Annotated in this window: 25 protein-coding genes, 2 pseudogenes and 1 other annotated feature; of the genes and pseudogenes, 19 read left to right on the top strand and 8 right to left on the bottom strand. The window is 53.6% G+C overall.

Annotated features, from left to right (window positions below; all coding sequences use genetic code 11):
• Position 1: 1 nt before the first annotated feature.
• The 6 genes from nusG (at position 2) to KQI10_RS11090 (ending at position 3,995) form a co-directional block, all read left to right on the top strand.
• Positions 2 to 532, top strand: a complete 531-nt coding sequence (gene nusG, locus KQI10_RS11115) for a transcription termination/antitermination protein NusG (RefSeq protein ID WP_216567462.1) — start codon at positions 2 to 4, stop codon at positions 530 to 532.
• 102 nt (positions 533 to 634) lie between these two features.
• Positions 635 to 1,060 (top strand): 50S ribosomal protein L11, encoded by a 426-nt coding sequence (rplK, locus tag KQI10_RS11110; RefSeq protein ID WP_216567461.1) that lies wholly within the window; start codon positions 635 to 637, stop codon positions 1,058 to 1,060.
• Positions 1,061 to 1,136: 76 nt separating this feature from the next.
• Positions 1,137 to 1,829, top strand: a complete 693-nt coding sequence (gene rplA / locus KQI10_RS11105) for a 50S ribosomal protein L1 (RefSeq protein WP_216567460.1) — start codon at positions 1,137 to 1,139, stop codon at positions 1,827 to 1,829.
• A gap of 83 nt (positions 1,830 to 1,912) precedes the next feature.
• Positions 1,913 to 2,031: a sequence feature (ribosomal protein L10 leader region), on the top strand.
• A 12-nt stretch (positions 2,032 to 2,043) separates the two neighbouring features.
• Positions 2,044 to 2,565, top strand: coding sequence for a 50S ribosomal protein L10 (gene rplJ, locus KQI10_RS11100; protein ID WP_216567459.1), 522 nt, complete (start codon positions 2,044 to 2,046; stop codon positions 2,563 to 2,565).
• Positions 2,566 to 2,617: 52 nt separating this feature from the next.
• Positions 2,618 to 2,992: a 50S ribosomal protein L7/L12 gene (rplL, locus tag KQI10_RS11095; protein WP_216567458.1), complete on the top strand. Its 375-nt coding sequence runs from the start codon at positions 2,618 to 2,620 to the stop codon at positions 2,990 to 2,992.
• 121 nt (positions 2,993 to 3,113) lie between these two features.
• Positions 3,114 to 3,995, top strand: a complete 882-nt coding sequence (locus KQI10_RS11090) for a hypothetical protein (RefSeq protein ID WP_216567457.1) — start codon at positions 3,114 to 3,116, stop codon at positions 3,993 to 3,995.
• Between the two features lie 71 nt (positions 3,996 to 4,066).
• On the opposite strand, the gene KQI10_RS11085 is transcribed toward KQI10_RS11090, so the two are convergent.
• On the bottom strand, positions 4,067 to 5,392 hold the full coding sequence (locus KQI10_RS11085; protein WP_216567456.1) for an MATE family efflux transporter: 1,326 nt from the start codon (positions 5,390 to 5,392) through the stop codon (positions 4,067 to 4,069).
• A complete protein-coding gene (locus KQI10_RS11080) occupies positions 5,385 to 6,017 on the bottom strand; it encodes an AAA family ATPase (RefSeq protein WP_216567455.1) in 633 nt (210 codons plus the stop codon). Before KQI10_RS11080 ends, KQI10_RS11085 begins: the two co-directional genes overlap by 8 nt.
• 128 nt (positions 6,018 to 6,145) lie before the next feature.
• On the opposite strand from KQI10_RS11080, the gene KQI10_RS11075 reads away from it, so the two are divergent.
• From KQI10_RS11075 to tsaA, 9 genes are all read left to right on the top strand, one after another.
• A complete protein-coding gene (locus KQI10_RS11075; RefSeq protein WP_216567454.1) occupies positions 6,146 to 7,033 on the top strand; it encodes a LysR family transcriptional regulator in 888 nt (295 codons plus the stop codon).
• A 122-nt stretch (positions 7,034 to 7,155) separates the two neighbouring features.
• The gene (locus KQI10_RS11850; protein ID WP_256445316.1) at positions 7,156 to 7,284 is read left to right on the top strand and encodes a hypothetical protein; all 129 of its coding nucleotides are present in this window, start codon (positions 7,156 to 7,158) and stop codon (positions 7,282 to 7,284) included.
• The gene (locus tag KQI10_RS11070) at positions 7,277 to 7,822 is read left to right on the top strand and encodes a DUF3793 family protein (RefSeq protein ID WP_216567453.1); all 546 of its coding nucleotides are present in this window, start codon (positions 7,277 to 7,279) and stop codon (positions 7,820 to 7,822) included. The genes KQI10_RS11850 and KQI10_RS11070 overlap by 8 nt, the downstream gene beginning before the upstream one ends.
• Before the next feature lie 24 nt (positions 7,823 to 7,846).
• Entirely contained in the window at positions 7,847 to 8,269 is a 423-nt protein-coding gene (locus KQI10_RS11065) for a flavodoxin (protein WP_216567507.1), read from the top strand.
• Between the two features lie 368 nt (positions 8,270 to 8,637).
• The gene (locus KQI10_RS11060; protein WP_216567452.1) at positions 8,638 to 8,868 is read left to right on the top strand and encodes a hypothetical protein; all 231 of its coding nucleotides are present in this window, start codon (positions 8,638 to 8,640) and stop codon (positions 8,866 to 8,868) included.
• Positions 8,869 to 8,921: 53 nt separating this feature from the next.
• Complete coding sequence (locus KQI10_RS11055; protein ID WP_216567451.1) at positions 8,922 to 9,809, top strand: metal ABC transporter substrate-binding protein; 888 nt, start codon at positions 8,922 to 8,924, stop codon at positions 9,807 to 9,809.
• Positions 9,806 to 10,555, top strand: a complete 750-nt coding sequence (locus tag KQI10_RS11050; RefSeq protein WP_216567450.1) for a metal ABC transporter ATP-binding protein — start codon at positions 9,806 to 9,808, stop codon at positions 10,553 to 10,555. Before KQI10_RS11055 ends, KQI10_RS11050 begins: the two co-directional genes overlap by 4 nt.
• Entirely contained in the window at positions 10,552 to 11,391 is an 840-nt protein-coding gene (locus KQI10_RS11045; protein WP_216567449.1) for a metal ABC transporter permease, read from the top strand. The genes KQI10_RS11050 and KQI10_RS11045 overlap by 4 nt, the downstream gene beginning before the upstream one ends.
• The gene (gene tsaA / locus KQI10_RS11040) at positions 11,391 to 12,080 is read left to right on the top strand and encodes a tRNA (N6-threonylcarbamoyladenosine(37)-N6)-methyltransferase TrmO (protein ID WP_253285258.1); all 690 of its coding nucleotides are present in this window, start codon (positions 11,391 to 11,393) and stop codon (positions 12,078 to 12,080) included. The genes KQI10_RS11045 and tsaA overlap by 1 nt, the downstream gene beginning before the upstream one ends.
• A gap of 204 nt (positions 12,081 to 12,284) precedes the next feature.
• Here the strand turns inward: tsaA and KQI10_RS11845 are convergent, their stop codons facing one another.
• The 4 genes from KQI10_RS11845 to KQI10_RS11020 are packed head-to-tail and all read right to left on the bottom strand — an operon-like array spanning position 12,285 to position 15,345.
• Positions 12,285 to 13,229 carry a M23 family metallopeptidase gene (locus KQI10_RS11845; protein WP_216567448.1) on the bottom strand — a complete coding sequence of 315 codons (945 nt, stop codon included), beginning with the start codon at positions 13,227 to 13,229 and terminating at the stop codon, positions 12,285 to 12,287.
• 56 nt (positions 13,230 to 13,285) lie between these two features.
• Positions 13,286 to 14,251 (bottom strand): tRNA dihydrouridine synthase DusB, encoded by a 966-nt coding sequence (gene dusB / locus KQI10_RS11030; protein ID WP_216567447.1) that lies wholly within the window; start codon positions 14,249 to 14,251, stop codon positions 13,286 to 13,288.
• Positions 14,252 to 14,279: 28 nt separating this feature from the next.
• The gene (locus tag KQI10_RS11025) at positions 14,280 to 14,534 is read right to left on the bottom strand and encodes a hypothetical protein (RefSeq protein ID WP_216567446.1); all 255 of its coding nucleotides are present in this window, start codon (positions 14,532 to 14,534) and stop codon (positions 14,280 to 14,282) included.
• Between the two features lie 58 nt (positions 14,535 to 14,592).
• A complete protein-coding gene (locus KQI10_RS11020) occupies positions 14,593 to 15,345 on the bottom strand; it encodes a tRNA 2-thiocytidine biosynthesis TtcA family protein (protein ID WP_371818417.1) in 753 nt (250 codons plus the stop codon).
• Between the two features lie 227 nt (positions 15,346 to 15,572).
• On the opposite strand from KQI10_RS11020, the gene rplM reads away from it, so the two are divergent.
• From rplM to KQI10_RS11000, 4 genes and pseudogenes are all read left to right on the top strand, one after another.
• Entirely contained in the window at positions 15,573 to 16,004 is a 432-nt protein-coding gene (gene rplM / locus KQI10_RS11015) for a 50S ribosomal protein L13 (protein ID WP_216567444.1), read from the top strand.
• Between the two features lie 16 nt (positions 16,005 to 16,020).
• Positions 16,021 to 16,425 (top strand): 30S ribosomal protein S9, encoded by a 405-nt coding sequence (gene rpsI / locus KQI10_RS11010; RefSeq protein ID WP_216567443.1) that lies wholly within the window; start codon positions 16,021 to 16,023, stop codon positions 16,423 to 16,425.
• A 433-nt stretch (positions 16,426 to 16,858) separates the two neighbouring features.
• Positions 16,859 to 17,272: pseudogene (locus tag KQI10_RS11005) on the top strand (Bro-N domain-containing protein); the annotation flags it as partial.
• 63 nt (positions 17,273 to 17,335) lie between these two features.
• A pseudogene (locus KQI10_RS11000) lies at positions 17,336 to 17,683 on the top strand (undecaprenyl-diphosphate phosphatase); the annotation flags it as partial.
• Here the strand turns inward: KQI10_RS11000 and KQI10_RS10995 are convergent.
• Entirely contained in the window at positions 17,579 to 17,947 is a 369-nt protein-coding gene (locus KQI10_RS10995; protein ID WP_195638860.1) for an rRNA biogenesis protein rrp5, read from the bottom strand. The pseudogene KQI10_RS11000 and the gene KQI10_RS10995 overlap by 105 nt on opposite strands.
• A 504-nt stretch (positions 17,948 to 18,451) precedes the next feature.
• Positions 18,452 to 19,645 (bottom strand): IS110 family transposase, encoded by a 1,194-nt coding sequence (locus tag KQI10_RS10990; protein ID WP_216567442.1) that lies wholly within the window; start codon positions 19,643 to 19,645, stop codon positions 18,452 to 18,454.
• Between the last annotated feature and the right edge of the window lie 322 nt (positions 19,646 to 19,967).

Here is a 19,967-nt window from a genome sequence, read left to right as displayed (position 1 = left end):
CATGGCAGAAACTGCGAAATGGTATGTGGTGCATACCTACTCCGGGTATGAGAACACCGTAAAAGCGACGATCGAGAAGACCGTCGAGTCCCGTAAGCTGCAGGATCAGATCCTGGCCGTGTCCATTCCTCTGGAAACCGTGACCGAAATCACGGAGAGCGGCGCCAGCAAGACCTATGACCGCAAGGTCTACCCCGGTTATGTGCTGGTAAAGATGGTTTACAGTGACGATACCTGGCATGTCATTCGGAACGTCCGCGGAGTTACCGGCTTCGTCGGCTCTTCCAGCAATGATCCCACCCCTCTGACGGAAGAGGAAGTTTACGCCATGGGCGTGGAAAAGAAGGAGATCATCGTCAACTACTCCGTTGGCGATACCGTGCGGATCATGGACGGTCCTCTGAGCTCCTTCACCGGCACGGTGGATTCCATCGATGTCGACAACAACTCGGTGAACGTGGTTGTTTCCATGTTCGGCCGGGAGACCACTGTCGAGTTTGAGCTCGACCAGGTTGAGGTCGTTTCCCAATAAACGCATCGGGCCGTTCATCGGCCGGAACGTGGGAGGGGCTGGTGCCCCGAAAGAAATGCGCAGCGCGCATCATTACCACATCTTATTCAGGAGGTGCTATTCATGGCACAGAAAGTAACTGGCATTATCAAACTTCAGATCAACGCCGCTAAGGCAACCGCTTCTCCCCCTGTCGGCCCTGCTCTGGGTCAGCACGGTGTGAATATCGCAGCATTTATCAAGGAATTCAACGCACGGACCAAGGACATGGAGGGCTACAAGATCCCCGTTGTCATCACCGTCTATGCGGACCGCAGCTTCACCTTCATCACCAAGACTCCTCCTACCCCCATGCTCATCATGAAGGCAATTGGTTTGGAGAAGGGCTCCGGTGTTCCCAACAAGACCAAGGTCGGCACCATCACCAAGGCTCAGATCGCCGAGATCGCCAAGACCAAGATGCCTGACCTGAACGCCACCACTCTGGAAGCCGCTGAGAGCCAGGTCGCTGGCACCTGCCGTTCCATGGGCGTTACCGTCGTCGACTGATATTTGCTGATCCGGGCGCTATCCCGGAAATGTGGGAGGATTTTTCCGCATCACCACTTTAAGGAGGATAATTACATTGTTTAGAGGTAAAAAGTATAAAGAAAGCGCGAAGCTGATCGACCGCGCTGTTCAGTACGAGCCCGCTGAGGCTCTGGGCCTGGTTGTCAAGGGCGCTTCCGCCAAGTTCGACGAGACCGTCGAACTGCACATCAAGCTGGGCGTTGACTCCCGTCACGCTGACCAGCAGGTCCGCGGCGCCGTGGTTCTGCCCAACGGCACCGGCAAGACCCGTCGGGTTCTGGTGTTCGCCAAGGATGCCAAGGTTGAAGAAGCCAAGGCTGCCGGCGCTGACTATGTCGGCGGCATGGAGCTGGTTGAGAAGATCACCAAGGAAAACTGGTTCGACTTTGACGTGGTCGTCGCTTCCCCCGATATGATGGGTATCGTTGGCCGTCTTGGTAAGGTTCTGGGCCCCAAGGGTCTGATGCCCTCCCCCAAGGCCGGTACCGTGACCCCCAACGTCGGCGCTGCCGTCAAGGAAATCAAGGCCGGTAAGGTCGAGTACCGTCTGGACAAGACCAACATCATCCACTGCCCCATCGGCAAGGTTTCCTTCGGTGCCGAGAAGCTCAGCGAGAACATGGACACCCTGCTGAAGGCTGTCGTCAAGGCAAAGCCCGCGGCTGCCAAGGGTCAGTATATCAAGTCCTGCACCGTCGTGTCCACCATGGGCCCCGGCGTGAAGGTCTCTACTGCCAAGTATCTGTAATCTTTCATTTCCCTGCGACGCTTGTCGCAGGGAAAATTTTAAGAAATCTTGCATAATAATGGTTGACAAACAGCATTGTCTATGCTATAATGTTGAGGTTGCCAAAGACAGCAGGTACAAACCTAAATCCTGCCGAGGTGCGTTGAATTGAATTTCTTCGTATCTTTCTGCTCTTTGGCAGGAAGATATTTTTATTTTTTCGGAGGTGAAAATTATGCCCAACGCTAAGGTTCTTGAGAGCAAGAAGGCCGTTGTTGCCAATCTGTCCGGCAAGATCAAGGAAGCTTCTTCCGTGGTTTTCGTCGACTACAAGGGTATCACGGTTGCTCAGGATACCGAGCTGCGTAAGCAGTTCCGTGAAGCTGGTGTTGAGTACTCCGTTGTCAAGAATACCCTGACCAATTTCGCTGCCAAGGATGCTGGCTACGACTTTGCCGAGATTCTGAACGGTACTACCGCTATGGCTTCCACCACCGGCGACCCCATCGCCCCTGCTCGTATTGTCTGCGAGTTTGCCAAGAAGAACAAGAACACCCTGTCCATCAAGGGTGGCCTGGTTGAAGGCTCCGTCCTGTCTGCCGACCAGCTCAATGGCTTCGGTGAGCTGCCCAGCAAGAATGCTCTGGTTGCTTCCGTTCTGGGTACCTTCCTGGCACCTATCTCCAGCCTGGCTTTCGTCCTGGATCAGATCCGGGAACAGAAGGAAGGCGGCGCTCCTGCTACCGCAGAAGCCTAAGTTCGTAAGTTAAAAACAAAACTACAATCTACTTTTTAGGAGGATTATTACCATGGCTAGTGAAAAAGTCACTGCTCTCGTTGAGGAAGTTAAGGGTCTGACCGTTCTGGAGCTGTCCGAGCTGGTCCACACCCTGGAGGATGTGTTCGGTGTTTCCGCCGCTGCCGCCGCTGTTGCCGCTCCCGCTGCCGGCGCTGCCGCTGAGGTTGAAGAGAAGACCGAGTTCGACGTTATCCTGAAGAGCGCCGGCGCTTCCAAGCTGGGTGTCATCAAGGTTGTCCGTGCCGCTACCGGTCTGGGCCTGAAGGATGCCAAGGATCTGGTGGACAACTGCCCCAAGACCCTGAAGGAAGCCATCTCCAAGGAAGACGCCGAGAAGCTGGTTGCCGAGCTGAAGGAAGCCGGCGCCGAGGCCGAGATCAAGTAATTTATCTCGAAAAGGCATTTTACCTCCGCCGTTTTCGGCGGAGGTTTTTTGATACATGCATGATTTCTCTCCTCATTGGATAGGATAGATACACGCATCATCTCTCGGAAAGGGTATTTCTATGGAATTGGACCTCAATACGATTCTCTCTGCCGCTAAGGACCTCCTGCCGAAGGATCTGGATCTTGGTGAGCTCTTAAAAGCAGCCGCCTCTGTCATCCCTGTCTCCTTTGACTTGAGCTCTTCCCTGAAGTTTATTCTGGTGTTTGTGGCAGCGCTGCTGGGCGTCGGCGTGGTTTTCAAGCTGCTCTTCGGAAACAAATCCGACCTGAACCACGCATTGTCTTCCTCGGCAGGCATTCTGACCATTTACGTTCTAACCATCGTTGTCTATGCCTTTCAGCCGGCAGGACTTTCGAAGCTGCTCTCTCCCCTTCCCTTTGTGACCTTTGTGCAGGACTACCTTTTCGTGCTTCCTTTCCATGGAACGGCCTTTGAGACTCTGTGCAGCCAGATTCTTGCGCTGATTATTCTGGCCTTTGTGGTGAACCTGATGGATGCCCTGCTGCCGGACGGAGACAATCCCTTTACCTGGTTCCTCTCCCGCTTTCTGAGCGTTATTCTGGCCATGGGCCTGCACGTGGCAGTCAACTGGGCTATAGACAAGTATCTGCCCTCGGCACTTGTCTATCACGCTCCCGCAGTCCTGCTTGTGGTGCTGATCTGCTGCCTTCTTGTGGGGCTTCTCAAGCTCGTGCTGGGCATTTTTCTTACGGTTGTCAATCCGATTATCGGCGGGATCTATACCTTCTTCTTTTCCAACCTGGTAGGCCGTCAGGTTACAAAGTCCGTACTCTCTACAGCCATCCTGTGCGGCGTTTTCTACGCCATGGATCACTTCAGCTTTCTTGTGATTCAAATCAGCCCCGAGGCACTTCCGGCCTATCTGCCACTGCTGCCGGGATTCCTCATCATCTGGTATCTGCTGGGGCACGCATTATAAATCTGTTATAAAAAAACTCTGTCGGAGCGGCTTGAAGCTGGCCCGACAGAGTTTTTTTGTATTCGCTTGGGTTATTTCTTATTCCAGGGGCCCCGTCTGTAGAACAGGACCGACAAAACCGTGGCAATTGTCCAGCCGATGGGCCAGGCGCACCAGATGCCCAGGGTTCCAAACGGGACGGACAGCACCTTGGCAAGCACTACACGCAGGATCAGGTCCGTAAAGGTTGCCGCCATGAACTGCTTCATTAGTCCCGCGCCCCGCAGGATGCCATCGGACACCAGCTTGGCGGAGATCACAAAGTAGAAGGGCGCCAGAACCCGCAGGAACTGGATACCAACCTGCATGGCCGTTCCGGTGGTATCGTCCAGAAATATCCGAAGCAGCACGCCGCCGCCCAGCAGATACAGGGCCACCAGCGGCAGGCTGAGCATCCAAACCAGCTTCACCCCCGCCTTGAACCCCTGACGGACACGATCCGGCTTTTCGGCGCCTATATTCTGGGCTGTATAGTTGGAAATGCCGTTGCCCAGAGTCGTGAAGGACGTAATGACCAGATTATTCAGCTTCACGGCCGCAGAATAGCCCGCAATGACGCTGGAACCGAAGGTATTGATAACCCCCTGAATGATGATATTGCCTACAGAGATAAAGCTCTGCTGCAGAATGCTGGGAATTGCCACTACGGCGATCTTTTTCAGCAGCACCCAGGAGAACAGGGCGGGCTTTCTCTCCGTCTCAATGGTCCGGAAACGGCGGAACACCACGACCACGGCCAGCACACAGCTGGCGCCCTGACACAGGAAGGTTGCCCAGGCCACACCGGCAACGCCCATCTGAAATGCCGTCACAAAGAGGATATCCACCGCGATATTGGACAATGACGAAGCCGCCAGAAAGTAGAAAGGCGTTTTGGAATCCCCCAAAGCCGAGAAAATTCCTGTTGCCACATTGTAATAAAACACAAAGGGCAGGCCCAGAATATAAATGTCCAGATAGAGCTTGGAATCCGGAAGAATGTCCTCCGGGGTATGAATCAGCTCCAGAAGGTCTGTGCACAGCAGCGTTCCCAGACCCATGAGCAGCAGGCATACAATGCCGCTGGAAATCAAAGTCGTGTACACGGCGGTTTTCAGGTCCGCCATCCGTTTGGCGCCGAAAAGCTGCGAGACAATGACAGAACAGCCGATGTTGCAGCCAAACGCAAAGGCAATGAAAATCAACGTGATTTCATAGCTGTTGCCAACCGCGGCCAGGGCGCTTTCCCCTACAAATTTGCCCGCCACGAAACTGTCCGCCAGATTGTACAGCTGCTGGAAAATGATGCTGCCGAACAGCGGCAGGCAGAACTTCCAGAGCACCGACTCAGGCTTTCCGACTGTCAGATCCTTATTCATGGGGAATCGCCTCCAGTTTCCGGTTCAGCAGCTGCACGATCATCTCCGCGCAGCCCTCCAGCCCCAGGGTACTGGTGCAGAGCATAGCGTCATAGCTCTCGGGCTTGCCCCACTCGGTCATGGAATAGAAATTAAAGTAGTGTCTGCGCATCCGGTTGACCTTTTCCATCCGTTCCCGGGCCTGACGCTCACTCAGAGCGTTGCGCCGGGCGATCCGGTTCACACAGTCCGCCTCGTTGGCATAGAGGAAAACGGAAAGCACATTTTGTCTTCCCGCCAGCACAGAGGAAGCGCAGCGTCCGATAATCACCGCAGACTCCCGGTCCGCAATGGACAAAATTGTCTGCTTTTCAGCACCATAGGCATTTTCCCCGGCGGAATAAAACATGCCCGCCATGTCCGCCTCGTCAGCAAAGGCATTCCCGCTGAATGGCAGCAGCAGATTTGTCAGGCGCTCGTCCTCCTGTTCCAGAACTTTTTCATCCATGCCGCTCTTCCTGGCGGCCTCCTGAATCAGGAGCTTATCATAGCAGGTAACGCCCAGCTTTTTTGCAACCAGCGCGCCCACCTCCCGGCCGCCGCTGCCATACTGCCGGCCGATGCAAACCGCATATTTTTCTTCCATTTTTGAATGCTTCCTCTCTTTTTGTGTCCTTGACACCGAACTACCTAAGTAGTATAATCTCATCATTGAAATATGTAAAATATATAATTCATATATTTGTGATATTACATTTGTATGGAGAAACAGATATGGAGATTTCACTGGACTATTATCGGGTCTTTTACCACGCGGCCCGCTGCGGCAGCCTGACAAAAGCTGCCGAACTGCTCTATTCCAACCAGCCAAATGTGACCAGAGTGATCCGTCTTCTGGAAAATGAACTGGGCTGCCGGCTTTTTTTCAGAACAAACCGCGGCGTTCAGCTGACGCCTGAGGGAAAAATTCTGTATGCTCATGTGGAGCCCGCTATGGCACATCTGGAAGCTGCCCAGCAGGAGTTGACCATGGAACGGGAGCTGCGCAGCGGCAGTCTTTCCATCGGAGCCAGCGAGGTAGCCCTGCGGTGCCTGCTGCTTCCGGTACTGAAGCAGTTCCGAAAGCGTTATCCCGGTGTTCAGATCCGCGTCTCCAATCACTCCACCCCCCAGGCAATTGCGGCGCTTCAAGAGGGACTGGTGGATTTTGCCCTGGTCACCACACCGCTGGAGCTGGAAAATGATATGCGGATGCAAGTCCTGCAGACCGTGCGGGAAGTGCCCGTTTGCGGACCGGGACTGAACTGCCCGGATACACTGTCTTCAAAAAGTCTGGCGCAATACCCTCTGATCACCCTGGGCCGTGACACCATGACTTATCGGTTTTACGAGGAGTGGTTCGCAAAGCTGGGTCTGCCCTTTCAGCCCAACATCGAAGCGGCTACGGCAGATCAGATCCTTCCCATGGTCAAAAACGATTTGGGGCTGGGCTTTGTGCCGGAAGCCTTTCTGGAAGAGGTGCAGCCAGAGGAGGTCCGCGTTCTCTCCCTGACCATCCCGGAGCCCCGGCGGGACATCTGCCTTGTCCAAAAGGCATCCCAGCCCCTGCGCGTTGCCGCTCAGGAATTCCGCGCCATGCTGCTGTCCGGTTTATCCCTATAAAAACAGTAGGAAAATAATGCTTGACAAATGGGTATGTATCGTGTATGATGTCAGCAGTTAGCAGATGCTAACCAAAGACAGCAAGGTGGTTCTCCCCATCTCGCGTACAGGAGGTTCGACCTATGGAGTTTTTACGAATTCTAACCGTGCTCAACGCACTGACAGCGATCACCGGTATTTTTATGGGTGTTATCTGCATTCGGCATTCCCTGCGCCGGATCATCCTGCATACGGGAAATCGCCATGTCTGAGGAACTGCTTGTGCGCAACTGTGCCCCCACACTGGCGGGCCTGAAGACCGGGAATCTCTTCAGCTGTCCCTATACCTGCCGGGAGGAACTGCTGGATTCTATTCGGCAGCTGAACCGCCGCCTGGGGCCAAAGGGCATCCGTGCCATCCCGCTGCGGTTCTCTGAGAAAAAGGCGCTGATTTATCTCTACCGTCCGGCAAAGCTGGAAAAAGATCTGTCCCGTTCTCTCTCGGAAGAGCTGCTGCGCCAATGCGGCTATCAGTGCCGGGGCGGGAACCGGTGCCTGACAAAGCTCGCCCAGCGGCTGCGCCAGCAGGAGGATTTTCCTCACGAAATCGGTCTTTTCCTGAGCTATCCCGCGGAGGATGTCAGGGGTTTTCTGGAGCAACGTCCCTGCAAATGCACCGGCTGCTGGAAGGTCTACGAAAATGAAGAGACCGCAAAAAAGACCTTTGCAATGTACAGGAAATGCACAGAGATTTACTGCCGGCAGTATTCCAAAGGCGCTAACATCGAACGGCTCACCGTAGCCGGTTGAAAAATCAAGAAAGAAGGAATTGAAATTATGAAAATCGCAGTTGTTTATTGGAGCAGCACCGGTAATACCGAATCCATGGCCCAGGCCGTTGCGGAGGGCGCAAAGAAGGCCGGCGCGGAAACCGAACTGTTTACCGCTACTGAATTCGGTGGCGATAAGATGGATGGCTTCGACGCTGTCGCCTTCGGCTGCCCCGCCATGGGCGCCGAAGAACTGGAGGACACCGAGTTCGCCCCCATGTTTGAGGGCTGCGAGGGCAAACTCTCCGGTAAGAAGATCGCTCTGTTCGGCTCCTACGGCTGGGGCGACGGCGAATGGATGCGCACCTGGGAAGAAACCTGCCAGAGCAAGGGCGCGAATCTGGTCTGCGACAGCGTGATCTGCCAGGAAACGCCTGATGAGGACGCTCTGGACGCCTGCCGCAAGCTGGGCGAGGCGCTGGTCTGATCCTCCCTTTGCAAAACACTCTGTGATTGGACACATATTGCCGAAATACCTCCTAACTATTTCTTTCCTGTCTTCCTGTTACAGAGTTCTCCCCGGCTGCCCTGATCCCCGGGCAGCCGATTTTTTAACCATTCAACGTTTGTTTTATGGTTCTTTCTTGTAAAAAGCTCTATTCCCCGAATTTTTCCTTGTAAAACCGGGAAAAATTTTGTGCAAAGTGCTGTGCAATGCAGCACCTTGGGGCTTCTTTTCCTTTTGATTCACCAATTTTTCGGAAATGCTTGGAAAACATCATATTTTTCACTTGATTTCCCTTGGGATTACTGTATAATGGTACAAAGAATCGCAAATGAAAGGAGGCTTGTTCTATGAAAAAGATCATCTGCAAGAAAGAGTATGATACCGAAACCGCTACCCTGATCCATAAGTTCACCAGCGGCGCTCTTGGTGATCCTGCCGGTTACGAAGAGAGTCTGTACCAGACCGAGGGCGGCCTGTACTTCCTGTATGTCGCCGGCGGCGAAGCTTCTCCCTACCCCAATGAGGACATTCTTCGGCTGGCGAAGACCAAGGTCAAAGAGTGGACCGAAAAGCACTGATCCCAGACTCTCCAAGGCCCTGATCATCAGGGCCTTTCTTCTTAGGTATTTTTATGAAAAAGTTATTTGCTGTATTTCTTCTCTGTCTTCTCCTTTTCTCCGGCTGCGCCGGGAAGGCGGAGACTTCTGATATCGCCGCCACGACCCTGCCGGTCTATGAATTTACCAGCAGCCTCTGCCGGGGGACCGGCCTGACCGTGGGAAGATTGGTCACGGAATCTGTCTCCTGTCTGCACGACTATTCCCTGAATGTAAACCAGGTCCGGCAGGCAGAAAGCGCAGACCTGATTGTTCTCTCCGGCGCCGGACTGGAAGAATTCATGGAGGATATCCTCACCGGGAAGCCCTCCATTGACGCCTCCCAGGGCATCGCCCTTTTGGATGGCGAGGAACACGAAGAAGCTCATGACCATGAGGTCGGCCAGAAGGATGGCCATCACCACGAACACGACCCTCATATCTGGCTCTCCCCTGCCAATGCCAGAATCATGGCCGCCAACATCTGCGCCGGGCTGACTGCTCAGTACCCCCAGTGGGCGACGGTATTCTCCGACAATCTGGATGCACTGCTGGTAAAGCTGAACGCTCTGGAGCAGTACGGTCAGGATACCCTTTCCCAGCTCTCCTGCCGGGAGCTTATCACCTTCCACGATGGCTTTGCCTACTTTGCCCAGGCCTTTGGCCTGGAAATTCTGGCGGCTGTGGAAGAGGAATCCGGCAGTGAGGCATCCGCGAAAGAACTGATCCAGCTGATCACCCTGACCCGGGAGCACAACCTTCCCGCCATCTTCACAGAGCAGAACGGCAGCACCTCGGCGGCGGATATTCTCTCCCGGGAAACCGGCGCTAAAGAATATATTCTGGACATGGCCATGGCCGGGGACAGCTATTTTGACGCCATGTACCGCAACATCGACACCATCAAGGAGGCATTGGGATGAGCGAACTGCATTATAAGGACTGCGGCCACGCCTGCTGCCTGCGGGTGGAAAATCTGGCCGTCACCATCGGCGGCAGCCAGATTCTGAAGGACATGAATCTGCACGTCCATTGCGGAGAAATGGTTGCCCTTATCGGCCCCAACGGCGCAGGCAAAAGCACCTTTCTGAAGGCCATTCTGGGCCAGCGGTCCTATACCGGCGTCATCGCTTTTTCCGAGCCCGGCCAGCGCAGCCATAAACCGAGGATCGGCTATGTGCCCCAGAGCCCGGCCTTTGACCCCGGGGAGCCCCTGTCCGTAGCGGATCTGTTCGCCTGCTGCATGTCCAAACGCCCCGCTTTTCTGGGCATTTCCAAGGCCATGGAGGAGATGATCACAACCTGTCTGGACCGGGTACACGGCGTAGATCTGATTCACAAGCGGGTGGGTACCCTATCCGGCGGCGAGCTGCAGCGGGTGCTGCTGGCCCTGGCTCTGGAGCCCATGCCCAACATTCTGATTTTGGATGAACCCCTTTCCGGCGTGGACGCCGAGGGCATGACGATCCTGATGGACATGCTGGACGAGATTCGGAAAACCTATGATCTCTCCATCCTCATGACCACCCATGATTTTTCGCTGCTGCCGAAATACGCCGATCAGGTGGTTCTCATTGACGGCGGCATCAAAGCAAAAGGTACCGCCGGAGAGGTTCTCTCCTCCGATGCTTTCCAGGCCATTTTCCACATGAAAGGAGGCGCCCTATGAGCCTCTGGTACGCCATTTGCAATGCGATCCCCCTGGAAATGCTCCAATGGGACTTTATGAAGAACGCCCTTCTGGCACTGCTGCTCATGGCTCCCCTGTTCGGCATTCTCTCCACCATGATCGTCACCGGACACATGAGTTTCTTCTCCGACGCCCTGGGGCACTCCGCCTTTACAGGCATTGCCCTGGGATCCATTTTCGGCATTGCCGCCCCCACCTGGGCGGCGGTAGCTTTCAGCGTTTTCTTCGCCCTGTTGTTTTCCTATATTCGCCGGGACAGCAACCAGGCGGCGGACACTCTGATTGGTGTCTTTTCCAGCGCCGCCGTGGCGCTGGGCATTCTGGTTGCCACCCTGGGCGGCGGCAGCTTCACGAAATACAATAAGTACCTTGTGGGCGACGTACTGTCTATTACGCCCGGGGAAATCGGGATGTTGGCCCTCGTCCTGCTGGCAGTTCTGGTCTTCTGGTGCCTGTATGCCAACCGACTGACGTTGACGGCGGTGCATCCCCAGCTTGCCTCCTCCCGGGGCATCCCCGTAGCGCTGTCCCAGACCGTGTTCACCGTAGCCATTGCCGTAGTCGTCACTCTGTCCATATCCAGCATGGGTCTGCTGATCCTCAACTCTCTGCTGGTGCTGCCGGGTGCCGCCTCCCGAAACATTTCCCGGAATCAGAAGCAGTACCACCTCTATTCCGTGCTGTTTGCTCTGGCCTCCGGTCTGACAGGTCTTTCCATCTCCTACAGCTTCGGCTGCTCCGCAGGCGCTGCCATCAGTTTGGTGCTGACGCTTTTCTTCGCCGTGACCTATGTCTTCCGGGGGAGGAACGCCTGATGGAGACCATAGAAATGCACCCCATCGCCCATATGCGCAGCGATTTCCCCACGAAATTCGGCATTCCCAGACAGAGCGGCCTTGTGGAAGAACTGCGGTCCATAATCGTCTTCGAGCCGGAATACCGCAATGATGACGCCCTGCGGGGCATCGAAGAGTATTCTCACCTCTGGCTCATCTGGCAGTTTTCTCAGGCGGTCCGGGAGGGCTGGTCCCCTACTGTACGGCCGCCCCGTCTGGGCGGCAACACAAGAATGGGTGTTTTCGCCACCCGTTCCCCCTTCCGGCCAAACAATCTGGGGCTCTCCTGCGTTCGGCTGCTGGAAGTGACTCACACGGAAAGCTGTGGAACAGTGCTGGTAGTCGGCGGAGCGGATCTGCTGGACGGTACCCCCATTTTTGACATCAAGCCATACATTTCCTATTCTGACAGCAAACCGGAGGCGGCCGGCGGCTTTACGGACCGGGTAGGCGACTTCCTCCTGAGCGTGGAATTTCCTCCGGAGCTGCTGAAAGAGCTGCCCCCTGACAAGCAGGCGGCAGCCATCGGCGTTCTCTCCCACGACCCCCGGCCCTCCTATCAGCGGAAACCCGGGAGAGTCTATGGATTGAACTTCGCCGGATTTGATATTCGGTTTACAGTGGAGGATGTTACCCTCACCGTCCAAAGCGTGAAGAAACAGGCTTAGGGAACCTCTGATTAAATCAGCAAGAGCTGGGAGCGAGAGATTTTTTGACCGGTCGAAGCATCAAAAGCAGAGGAATACTTGATGTATTTCCTGCTTTTGATGCTGAAGAGCGGGCGGAAAAGATCCGCTCTCCAGCCGCAGACGATTTATTCAGAGGTTCCTTAGATCATAAGATGCCATTGCGGCGCCGCAATGGCATCTTTTTTACTTACCGGAAAATTCCACCCAATCCAGGTCTTTGTATGGGTATACCCGCTCCCAGCCGCTGTCGGTTCTTCGGTAGCTGCTGCGGTGGGCAGACAGGAGTCGGACCAGCTGGTAAACATCGATCCAGATCTCGCTGTCGCATTCCTTCTGGCTTTCGTCAAAGACCAGCTCCAGACCGAAATGGAGATGGACGGCCTCGATGTTATTTACATTCTCCTTATCGGAGTACCCCGTGCGGCCCATGAAACCGATGAGCTGCCCGGCGTCCACCTGGTCACCAACCTCCAGCCCCTCCGCAAAGGGGGTATCCTTTTGGAGATGGGCATAGTAATAGTACCGCTTTCCGTCAAAAGAGCGGATGCCCACCCGCCAGCCGCCGTAGCGATTCCAGCCCATGGCCTCGATGACGCCGCCCTCCACAGCCACAATAGGCGTTCCCGGGCCGCCCATCAAATCATTGCCCAGGTGCTTGCGTTTGAATCCAAAACTACGGCCCACGCCAAAATCATCGCAGTGGCTGTAGCCGTAGCCCGCTGCCACAGGCGAAAAAGCCTTCAGGCCGTATTGCGGGATCCATTGGCCCCCCTTCCAAATGGCATAGCTGCCCACCAGCCCGCCCAGAGCGGCGGAATACGCCTCATAATAGTAGTCATAGTACTTTCCCAGATCCCCCGCCGCTTCCTTGGGCGGCTTCTCCCCTTCCAAGTCCTTTGCGGCCTTTCTGACGGCGGACAGGGGGCATTTTCCGCCGGTGCGGCAGGCTGCCAGAGCCAGAATTTCTATCCAGGAAAGGTGCTTCTCCTGCTCCGCCGTGCGGATATCCTGCCGCATGGCATAGGCCATGGACTCCGTGCTTACATCAAAATCCACCCAGCGTATCGGCTCCGCCGACACTGGCAGGATCAGGAAAAACGCCGACAGGGCAGCAAAAAGCCGTTTCACATCTCTCACCTCTCTTGGCTAGGATGTGAAACGGCTATTCCGCTTATGCATTCCATTTACCGCAAATCTCTGGAAATTTCCTTTGCCACCCGGTAAATATCCTCCATGGTGGTCAGAGAGGATATCTGCTGCTTGTAAAAGCCGCTGTGACTGACGCCCCGAAGATACCAGGCAAAGTGTTTCCGGGCTTCCAGGCAGGCCACATGCTCCCCGTGGTCCTGCTCCGCCAGCCGGAACTGCTCCACAGCCACGGCAATGCGGTCTTTCAGCAGGGGCCGCTCCGGAATCTCCTCCCCAGCCAAGGCGGCCTTCACCTGCTGGAATATCCACGGGTCGCCAAAGCAGCTGCGGCCTATCATCAATCCGTCCGCCCCGGTCCATTTGGCGCAGCGCAGAGCGGCCTCCGGGCCGGTGATATCTCCGTTGGCAACAACGGGAATGGACAGCTGGGCCTTGACCTTCCGAATGGCATCCCAGTCGGCCACGCCGGAATAGAGCTGGCTGCGGGTCCTGCCGTGGACGGTAACCATAGCCGCCCCGGCATCCTCCATGCGTTTGGTAAACTCCAAAACGTTAATGCTTCCTTTATCCCAGCCCAGACGGCATTTCACCGTTACAGGCACATCAACGGCCTTGACGACTGCTTCCACGATTTTCTGGGCCAGTTCCGGTGTGCGCATCAGACCGCAGCCGTCCCCGGAATTGGCAATCTTCGGCATGGGACAGCCCATGTTGATGTCCAGAAAGTCGCAGCCGGAAATCTCCAACGCCAGCCGGGCACCCCGGGCCATGATCTCCGGATCGTTGCCGAAAATCTGGGCGCCGCAGAGACTGCCTTCGTTTTTCCGCAGCAGCTTGGCGGTCTTTTTGTCCTGATACACCAGAGCCCGGGAGGAGACCATCTCCGTCACCGTGACACCCGCCCACAGCTTTGCGCAGACCGTCCGGAATGCCCAGTCGGTAACCCCGGCCATTGGGGCAAGAAACAGGGGGTTTTCTACTGTCAAATTTCCAATTTTCATGGAATATCTCTCTTTCTGAATTCAATTTTTACAGCACCGCACTCAGCACCCAGGCCATTCCTGTAAGCAGCGCACCACAGGCGGCCCAGAAAAGACCGTAAAGGACCGCGCCGCGCTTTTTTCGCCCGCCGGAGCGCATGACCTGGCGGGCCTCCTTGATAAGCGCCTCGTCGCTGACGCCCTCGGACACCGCGTTATCCTTGAGAATAAAGATTGCCTGGTCGAACAGTGCCTTATCAGGGCTGGGAACCAGAATCACCTGACGGGAAATGCCTTTTACCATACCGCTTCCTCCTTCCGGTTGTGGAGAAAGTTTTCCCATATTTTCTGGAAATCATTCCCTAAAATTCCAGATCATCCGGCTCTTTGGGCCGCTTGTACCGCCCATGGGGCTCCCACGCCTCCAGGGGATAGCGCTGCATAGCGCCGAATATCCGTTCTTTCAGATCCGGGTAGGTCTTGACCAGGTCGTAAATCAAATCCTTGATCTCCTCACGCTTCGTGTGCTTGTCCACCGGGCAGCGGTTTTGCAGCACAGGCAGGTTTTCTTTCTGCGCGAAAGCGGACACAGTCTTCTCATGGATATAGAGCATGGGCCTGATCTGGGTAATGCCCGTGCGGTCCAGGTGGGTCACCGGCTGGAAGCAGCTAATGCGGCCCTCGTAGATGAGACTCATCAGGAAGGTCTCCACGGCATCATCATAATGGTGCCCCAGGGCCAGCTTATTGAAGCCCTTCGTCACCAGCGCCTGATTCAAAGCACCCCGGCGCATTTTGGAGCACATGGAGCAGGGATTTTTTTCCTTCCGGTAGTCAAAAATAATGGGGCCGATTTCCGTCTTGACCACGGTATAAGGGACCTCCAGTTCCCGGCACATTTCGGCGATGCCGCTGTAATCCATGCCAAGGCCCATATCAACGGTAATGGCCTCCAGCTGAAAACTTTTATTATGGTACTCCCGCAGGGCCGCCAAAAGCTTCAGCAGCACCAGGGAATCCTTGCCGCCGGAAACACCTACGGCAATTTTATCTCCGTCTTCAATCATCGAGTAGTCTTCCACGCACCGGCGGACCAAGCCGACAAGTCTTTGCATTGTCATCATTTCCTTCAAAAATCAGCTGAAACCGCAAGTGAGAATTCAAGAGCATTCGCAAGCATTTTGAAGAATTCACGAGGTTATCATATACTGCATAAAATTCTTCAAAAAAGGTGTTGACATTTGAATTTTCTTATGGTATAAAGGTCAAGCGGTTTGAAGCTATTGTACTTCAAACACACGAAAATGTCAAAATATTTTACCAAAAAATTGGAGGAACCCATATGTCCACTACCCTCGCCAAGAAGGAGACCGTGGTGCGCAAATGGTACGTCATCGATGCAGCCGGTAAGCCCCTGGGCCGTACCGCTGTGATCGCTGCCAACCTGCTGCGCGGCAAGCACAAGGTCGATTTCACTCCCAACGTTGATTGCGGAGACAATGTCATCATCATCAACACCGACAAGGCTGTTCTGACCGGCAAGAAGCCCGAGCAGAAGATCTACTATCGCGTATCCGGCTGGATCGGCGGTCTGAAGGAAACCAAGGCCCGCACCATGATGGAGAACCGTTCCGACTACGCCATGGAAGTCGCCGTTAAGGGCATGCTGCCCAAGAACACTCTGGGCCGCAACTGCATGACCCGTCTGCACCTGTACAAGGGTGCTGAGCATCCTCATGCCGCCCAGAAGCCCGAAGCCTGGACTCTGGACTAATTGGAGGTAACACAGTATGTACGAGAGCAAGAAGAAGTATTTTTACGGCACCGGCCGTCGTAAGTCCAGCATCGCCCGCGTTCGCGTTTACGAGAACGGCACCGGTTCCATCATCATCAACGGTCGCGACATCAATGATTACTTCGGTCTGGAGACCCTGAAGCTGGTCGTTCGTCAGCCCCTGGTCACCACTGAGCTGGTCGACAAGGTCGATGTTGTCGTTTCCGTCTGCGGCGGCGGCGTTTCCGGCCAGGCCGGTGCTATCCGTCACGGCATCGCCCGTGCCCTGCTGACCGTCAACCCCGAGTTCCGTGCTTCTCTGAAGGCCGCCGGTTTCCTGACCCGTGACCCCAGAATGAAGGAAAGAAAGAAGTACGGCCTCAAAGCCGCTCGTCGCGCACCTCAGTTCAGCAAGCGATAATCTACAGCTTAATAATGCTAAAAAAGCCCGGAAATACGCCATTTTCCGGGCTTTTTCTATGCCTAAAATCACCTGATTCCGATGGTGAAATTTGAGGAAATTTGACTTCAAATTAGCCCATTTTGATGGGTTTACCATGGGTTTACGGCCTATTTTTGAGCCTAATGGGTGGGAAAATGGGTTTACAGAAGGCCATTTTGGAGGGGAAATTAGCCCCATATCCTTGACAGATTTTCGGTAAAAATCCGGCTGAAATGGAATGAAAAACAGTGTCAGGATCGTTTGGCGAGTTCTGACGAATTCTGCAAAAAAATAATATCAGGTATCCTGTTACATAGAGCCTTGGCTCATTCTTTGAAAACGAGAATGGGTCGAGGCTCTATTTTTTTCGCCCGAAATCCGGCGAGACAAATCTGAGTAGGAGGTAACAGGTATGATGGATTTCAATCAGAAGACCCATGACACCGATGTGGGCAGTCATGGCGGACAGTCGAGGCAGATGATGAAGGTGTTCGAGAACCAGGAGTTTGGTTCGATCCGCGTGTTGCAGGAGGCAGGCAAGACCTTTTTCTGTGCAAGCGATGTGGCGAAAGCGTTGGGATATGTGAATCCCTACGCTGCAGTGAAACGCCATTGCAGAGGCCCCTTAACGAAACGCGAGGGGGTCGTTCAGAAGGTGAATCAGTATGGGGATGCTGGAGAGCAGGTCGTTGAAATCTCCTTTATCACGGAAGGCGATGTTTACCGGCTGATCGTTCACAGCAAGCTGCCATCGGCAGAACGGTTTGAACACTGGGTGTTTGATGAAGTTCTCCCGTCCATCCGCAAGCATGGTGTGTATATGAGCGATTCCATCAGCAGTTGGTTTTCTTATGACCTTTCATCATTTTAAAAAGGAGGATTTGAAATAATGGTACTTGATTTTATAGAAATTTTAAAAGTTATTTTTCTTGGAATTGTTGAGGGTATTACTGAGTGGCTACCTATCAGCAGCACAGGACATATGATTCTTGTGGACGAATTTATCACACTTAATATGAGCGAAGCATTTAAAGAAATGTTTTTTGTTGTTATTCAACTTGGAGCTATACTCGCAGTGGTTGTAATGTTTTGGAACAAGATGTTTCCCTTTCAATTTAAGAACAAAGCACAGTCAATTGTTAAAAAGGATACTTTCTCGTTGTGGTTCAAGGTTGCGGTAACCGGCATTCCCGATCACCTCAGCTTTCTTCAGCATTTCCCTGTAGTGCGAGGGATCGACCGCGCTGAGCTTCTCTGCACCGAATGAGTGGATGAGATCGCGGACCTGGCTTCCATAGCCTTCGCTGCTCTTTGCAGAGAGAACCGTGCGAACTTCCTCGAGTGTCACCGGCTTTTCATCCGGTACGTTTTCTGCAGACGGGGCCGTTTCCGCTTTAGGATCGGCGGGGCTTTCTACACCTGCACCTGTGAGCTTTTCAATGTGGTCGGCTGTTCTGCGGAAATCTTCTGCGATTGCCTTAAGCAGTTCTTCCTGAGTCATTTGTTTCGCCTCCTTTCATTTCATGGATTTCTACTGACTGGACGCTCTGACCAGGAGAGAGGATTAGTACTTCCGTGTTTTCCCCGAAGAGAGCTGTGAGGAGTTTCATCGGAAGGTGGCGGACACCGCTGTTTACTACCTTTGTCCTGCGTCCGGAGCTGTCTGTGACGTTGATGCGGATTCTGTGTCTGAGTTTCATGTCATCACCTCGATTCTTTGTTGTTCTCCCTTCATGTCTTCCGTCCTCGAAAGGAGGGGAGAAACGCACCCCTGAATGAGAAAAAATAAAAAAAGCCTGCGGGCATTCGAAGAGGATACCTTCAGGCAAGGAACAGATATTTATTGAACGGTATAGACAGAGTGGTATAGAATCAGATTAGAGAACTACAAATCTTGCTAATGTTTGTCAAGGACTTTTTTCCGGAAGTTGCACTGAAAAAAGGGCGCACTAAATTAACCCGCCAGATTGCGGGCTCTGAAAAAATGATGTAGAATCAAATCGGTTTACTTGTAGAGTTCCATCGCTCTGGCATAGTAGATCCGGAGGAACTTGTTCACGCCAGCCATCTTGGCTACGTTGAAAGGCTTCCCTTCCTGTTCTTTTTTGAGCATAAAGAGGTACACGGGGTCGTCTTGAGGTTTTGTCAGTTTAAGGGCCTGCATTACCTCGTAACAAGCCTTCCGGAGGGCAGAACTGCCACGTTTTGAAATGTGGCGGTTTCTGCTCTCGAATTGTCCGGATTGATATGGAGGGGCATCGTTGCCGGCATAGGAGTTCAAGGCCTTGCCGCTGTGAAAGCGACGGATGTCGCCGATCTCAGCGAGGATAATCGGTCCGAGACGGTCGCCGACTCCATGCATTGCTCGGAGTATCTTGTATTCCGGAATCGTTTGAGCGATATTTCTCATCTGAGAAATAATATCATCGGCAGCATTTTGCGTTGCGGAAAGCAGGTCGACGCATTGATTTTGTGAGAGCCAAATGTAAGGGTCTTCACCGCGGGTGGTAATGCTGTCAGCAGCGAGCTCGTAGATACTGAGACCCTTGCTGGATGCACTGCGTTCTGAGGCCTTTTTCGCCAAGACATCATAGGACGCCAAGAACCGAGCCTTTCCAATTCTCTGAATCTCATCAAAGGACTTGAATCGTTTGATAAAAAGCAGCAATGCACATTTTTCGGGATTTCTGCTGTTCAATGGCAGTATTTTTGTAATCCCAGGCATCGTTTGATCCAACAGAGATATGAGCTGAACCTTCAGTTTTGTAACATAAGAGATACGTTGGTTGTATTGGCGAGAAAGGAATTTCAAGTCCTCATACTTTTGCTCCATTGAGCTATACGGTACGAGTTTGTAGGATTTTTCAAGTGCATAGGTTGCTATCCGAAGCGCATCCTTCTTGTCCGTCTTTGCCTTATGAATCTCGACATCCCCGTATTTTTTCATCTGGTATGGATTGACGATGCAAACGGGAAACCCCTCGTCTTGAAGCTTTTTGAGCACCGGATAATGGTAGTGGCCAGTGTACTCCATGAGAATGGTTGTGGGTTCTCCAAGTCCCTTCAGGTATGTCACGAAAGCCTCCATCTCCGGCCGCGTATGCGCCATTGTGAATGGACTTGCCAGAATTGTACCGTCTGAGTTGATCACTGCCACGGTACTTTTGGCTTTGGATATGTCGATTCCAACTGCGATCATGTGACTCCTCCTTCATAAGTTGAGATACGATTGGTTCCAGCACTTCAAGATTCAATCAGATTAGTCCGTGAAACGGGAGCAATAATTTGTCCCAACTTGCTGAATCGAATGCAGAATGATGAAGGCTGGCTGACACATTTGTCGGCGGGCGTGGGGTCCCAATCGGAAATTCCGTCAGCCAATCACCTTCATCATAAAGGAAAAAGCGAAGGCTGTAACGCCCTCGCTTATATATTACTAATCAGAATTTGTATTTAGTAAAATGCAGACAACACCACGGATCGGCTTTTGGCTGGACAATTCCAACCAAACACCACAGCAG

The organism is Pseudoflavonifractor sp. MSJ-30 (genome assembly GCF_018918045.1).
GTDB lineage: Bacteria > Bacillota > Clostridia > Oscillospirales > Oscillospiraceae > Faecousia.
This window is presented reverse-complemented; position numbering and strand designations above follow the sequence as displayed.

Coding starts and splice junctions, on each gene's coding strand:
- tsaA (WP_253285258.1), top strand. CDS start 11,391: ATGGAGACCATAGAAATGCACCCCATCGCCCATATGCGCAGCGATTTC.
- rpsI (WP_216567443.1), top strand. CDS start 16,021: ATGTACGAGAGCAAGAAGAAGTATTTTTACGGCACCGGCCGTCGTAAG.
- KQI10_RS10995 (WP_195638860.1), bottom strand. CDS start 17,947: ATGACTCAGGAAGAACTGCTTAAGGCAATCGCAGAAGATTTCCGCAGA.
- rplM (WP_216567444.1), top strand. CDS start 15,573: ATGTCCACTACCCTCGCCAAGAAGGAGACCGTGGTGCGCAAATGGTAC.
- rplJ (WP_216567459.1), top strand. CDS start 2,044: ATGCCCAACGCTAAGGTTCTTGAGAGCAAGAAGGCCGTTGTTGCCAAT.
- KQI10_RS11020 (WP_371818417.1), bottom strand. CDS start 15,345: ATGCAAAGACTTGTCGGCTTGGTCCGCCGGTGCGTGGAAGACTACTCG.
- dusB (WP_216567447.1), bottom strand. CDS start 14,251: ATGAAAATTGGAAATTTGACAGTAGAAAACCCCCTGTTTCTTGCCCCA.
- KQI10_RS11075 (WP_216567454.1), top strand. CDS start 6,146: ATGGAGATTTCACTGGACTATTATCGGGTCTTTTACCACGCGGCCCGC.
- KQI10_RS11055 (WP_216567451.1), top strand. CDS start 8,922: ATGAAAAAGTTATTTGCTGTATTTCTTCTCTGTCTTCTCCTTTTCTCC.
- rplL (WP_216567458.1), top strand. CDS start 2,618: ATGGCTAGTGAAAAAGTCACTGCTCTCGTTGAGGAAGTTAAGGGTCTG.
- KQI10_RS11850 (WP_256445316.1), top strand. CDS start 7,156: ATGGAGTTTTTACGAATTCTAACCGTGCTCAACGCACTGACAGCGATC.
- KQI10_RS11025 (WP_216567446.1), bottom strand. CDS start 14,534: ATGGTAAAAGGCATTTCCCGTCAGGTGATTCTGGTTCCCAGCCCTGAT.
- KQI10_RS11080 (WP_216567455.1), bottom strand. CDS start 6,017: ATGGAAGAAAAATATGCGGTTTGCATCGGCCGGCAGTATGGCAGCGGC.
- KQI10_RS11070 (WP_216567453.1), top strand. CDS start 7,277: ATGTCTGAGGAACTGCTTGTGCGCAACTGTGCCCCCACACTGGCGGGC.
- KQI10_RS11060 (WP_216567452.1), top strand. CDS start 8,638: ATGAAAAAGATCATCTGCAAGAAAGAGTATGATACCGAAACCGCTACC.
- KQI10_RS11045 (WP_216567449.1), top strand. CDS start 10,552: ATGAGCCTCTGGTACGCCATTTGCAATGCGATCCCCCTGGAAATGCTC.
- KQI10_RS11050 (WP_216567450.1), top strand. CDS start 9,806: ATGAGCGAACTGCATTATAAGGACTGCGGCCACGCCTGCTGCCTGCGG.
- KQI10_RS11085 (WP_216567456.1), bottom strand. CDS start 5,392: ATGAATAAGGATCTGACAGTCGGAAAGCCTGAGTCGGTGCTCTGGAAG.
- nusG (WP_216567462.1), top strand. CDS start 2: ATGGCAGAAACTGCGAAATGGTATGTGGTGCATACCTACTCCGGGTAT.
- KQI10_RS10990 (WP_216567442.1), bottom strand. CDS start 19,645: ATGATCGCAGTTGGAATCGACATATCCAAAGCCAAAAGTACCGTGGCA.
- KQI10_RS11090 (WP_216567457.1), top strand. CDS start 3,114: ATGGAATTGGACCTCAATACGATTCTCTCTGCCGCTAAGGACCTCCTG.
- rplK (WP_216567461.1), top strand. CDS start 635: ATGGCACAGAAAGTAACTGGCATTATCAAACTTCAGATCAACGCCGCT.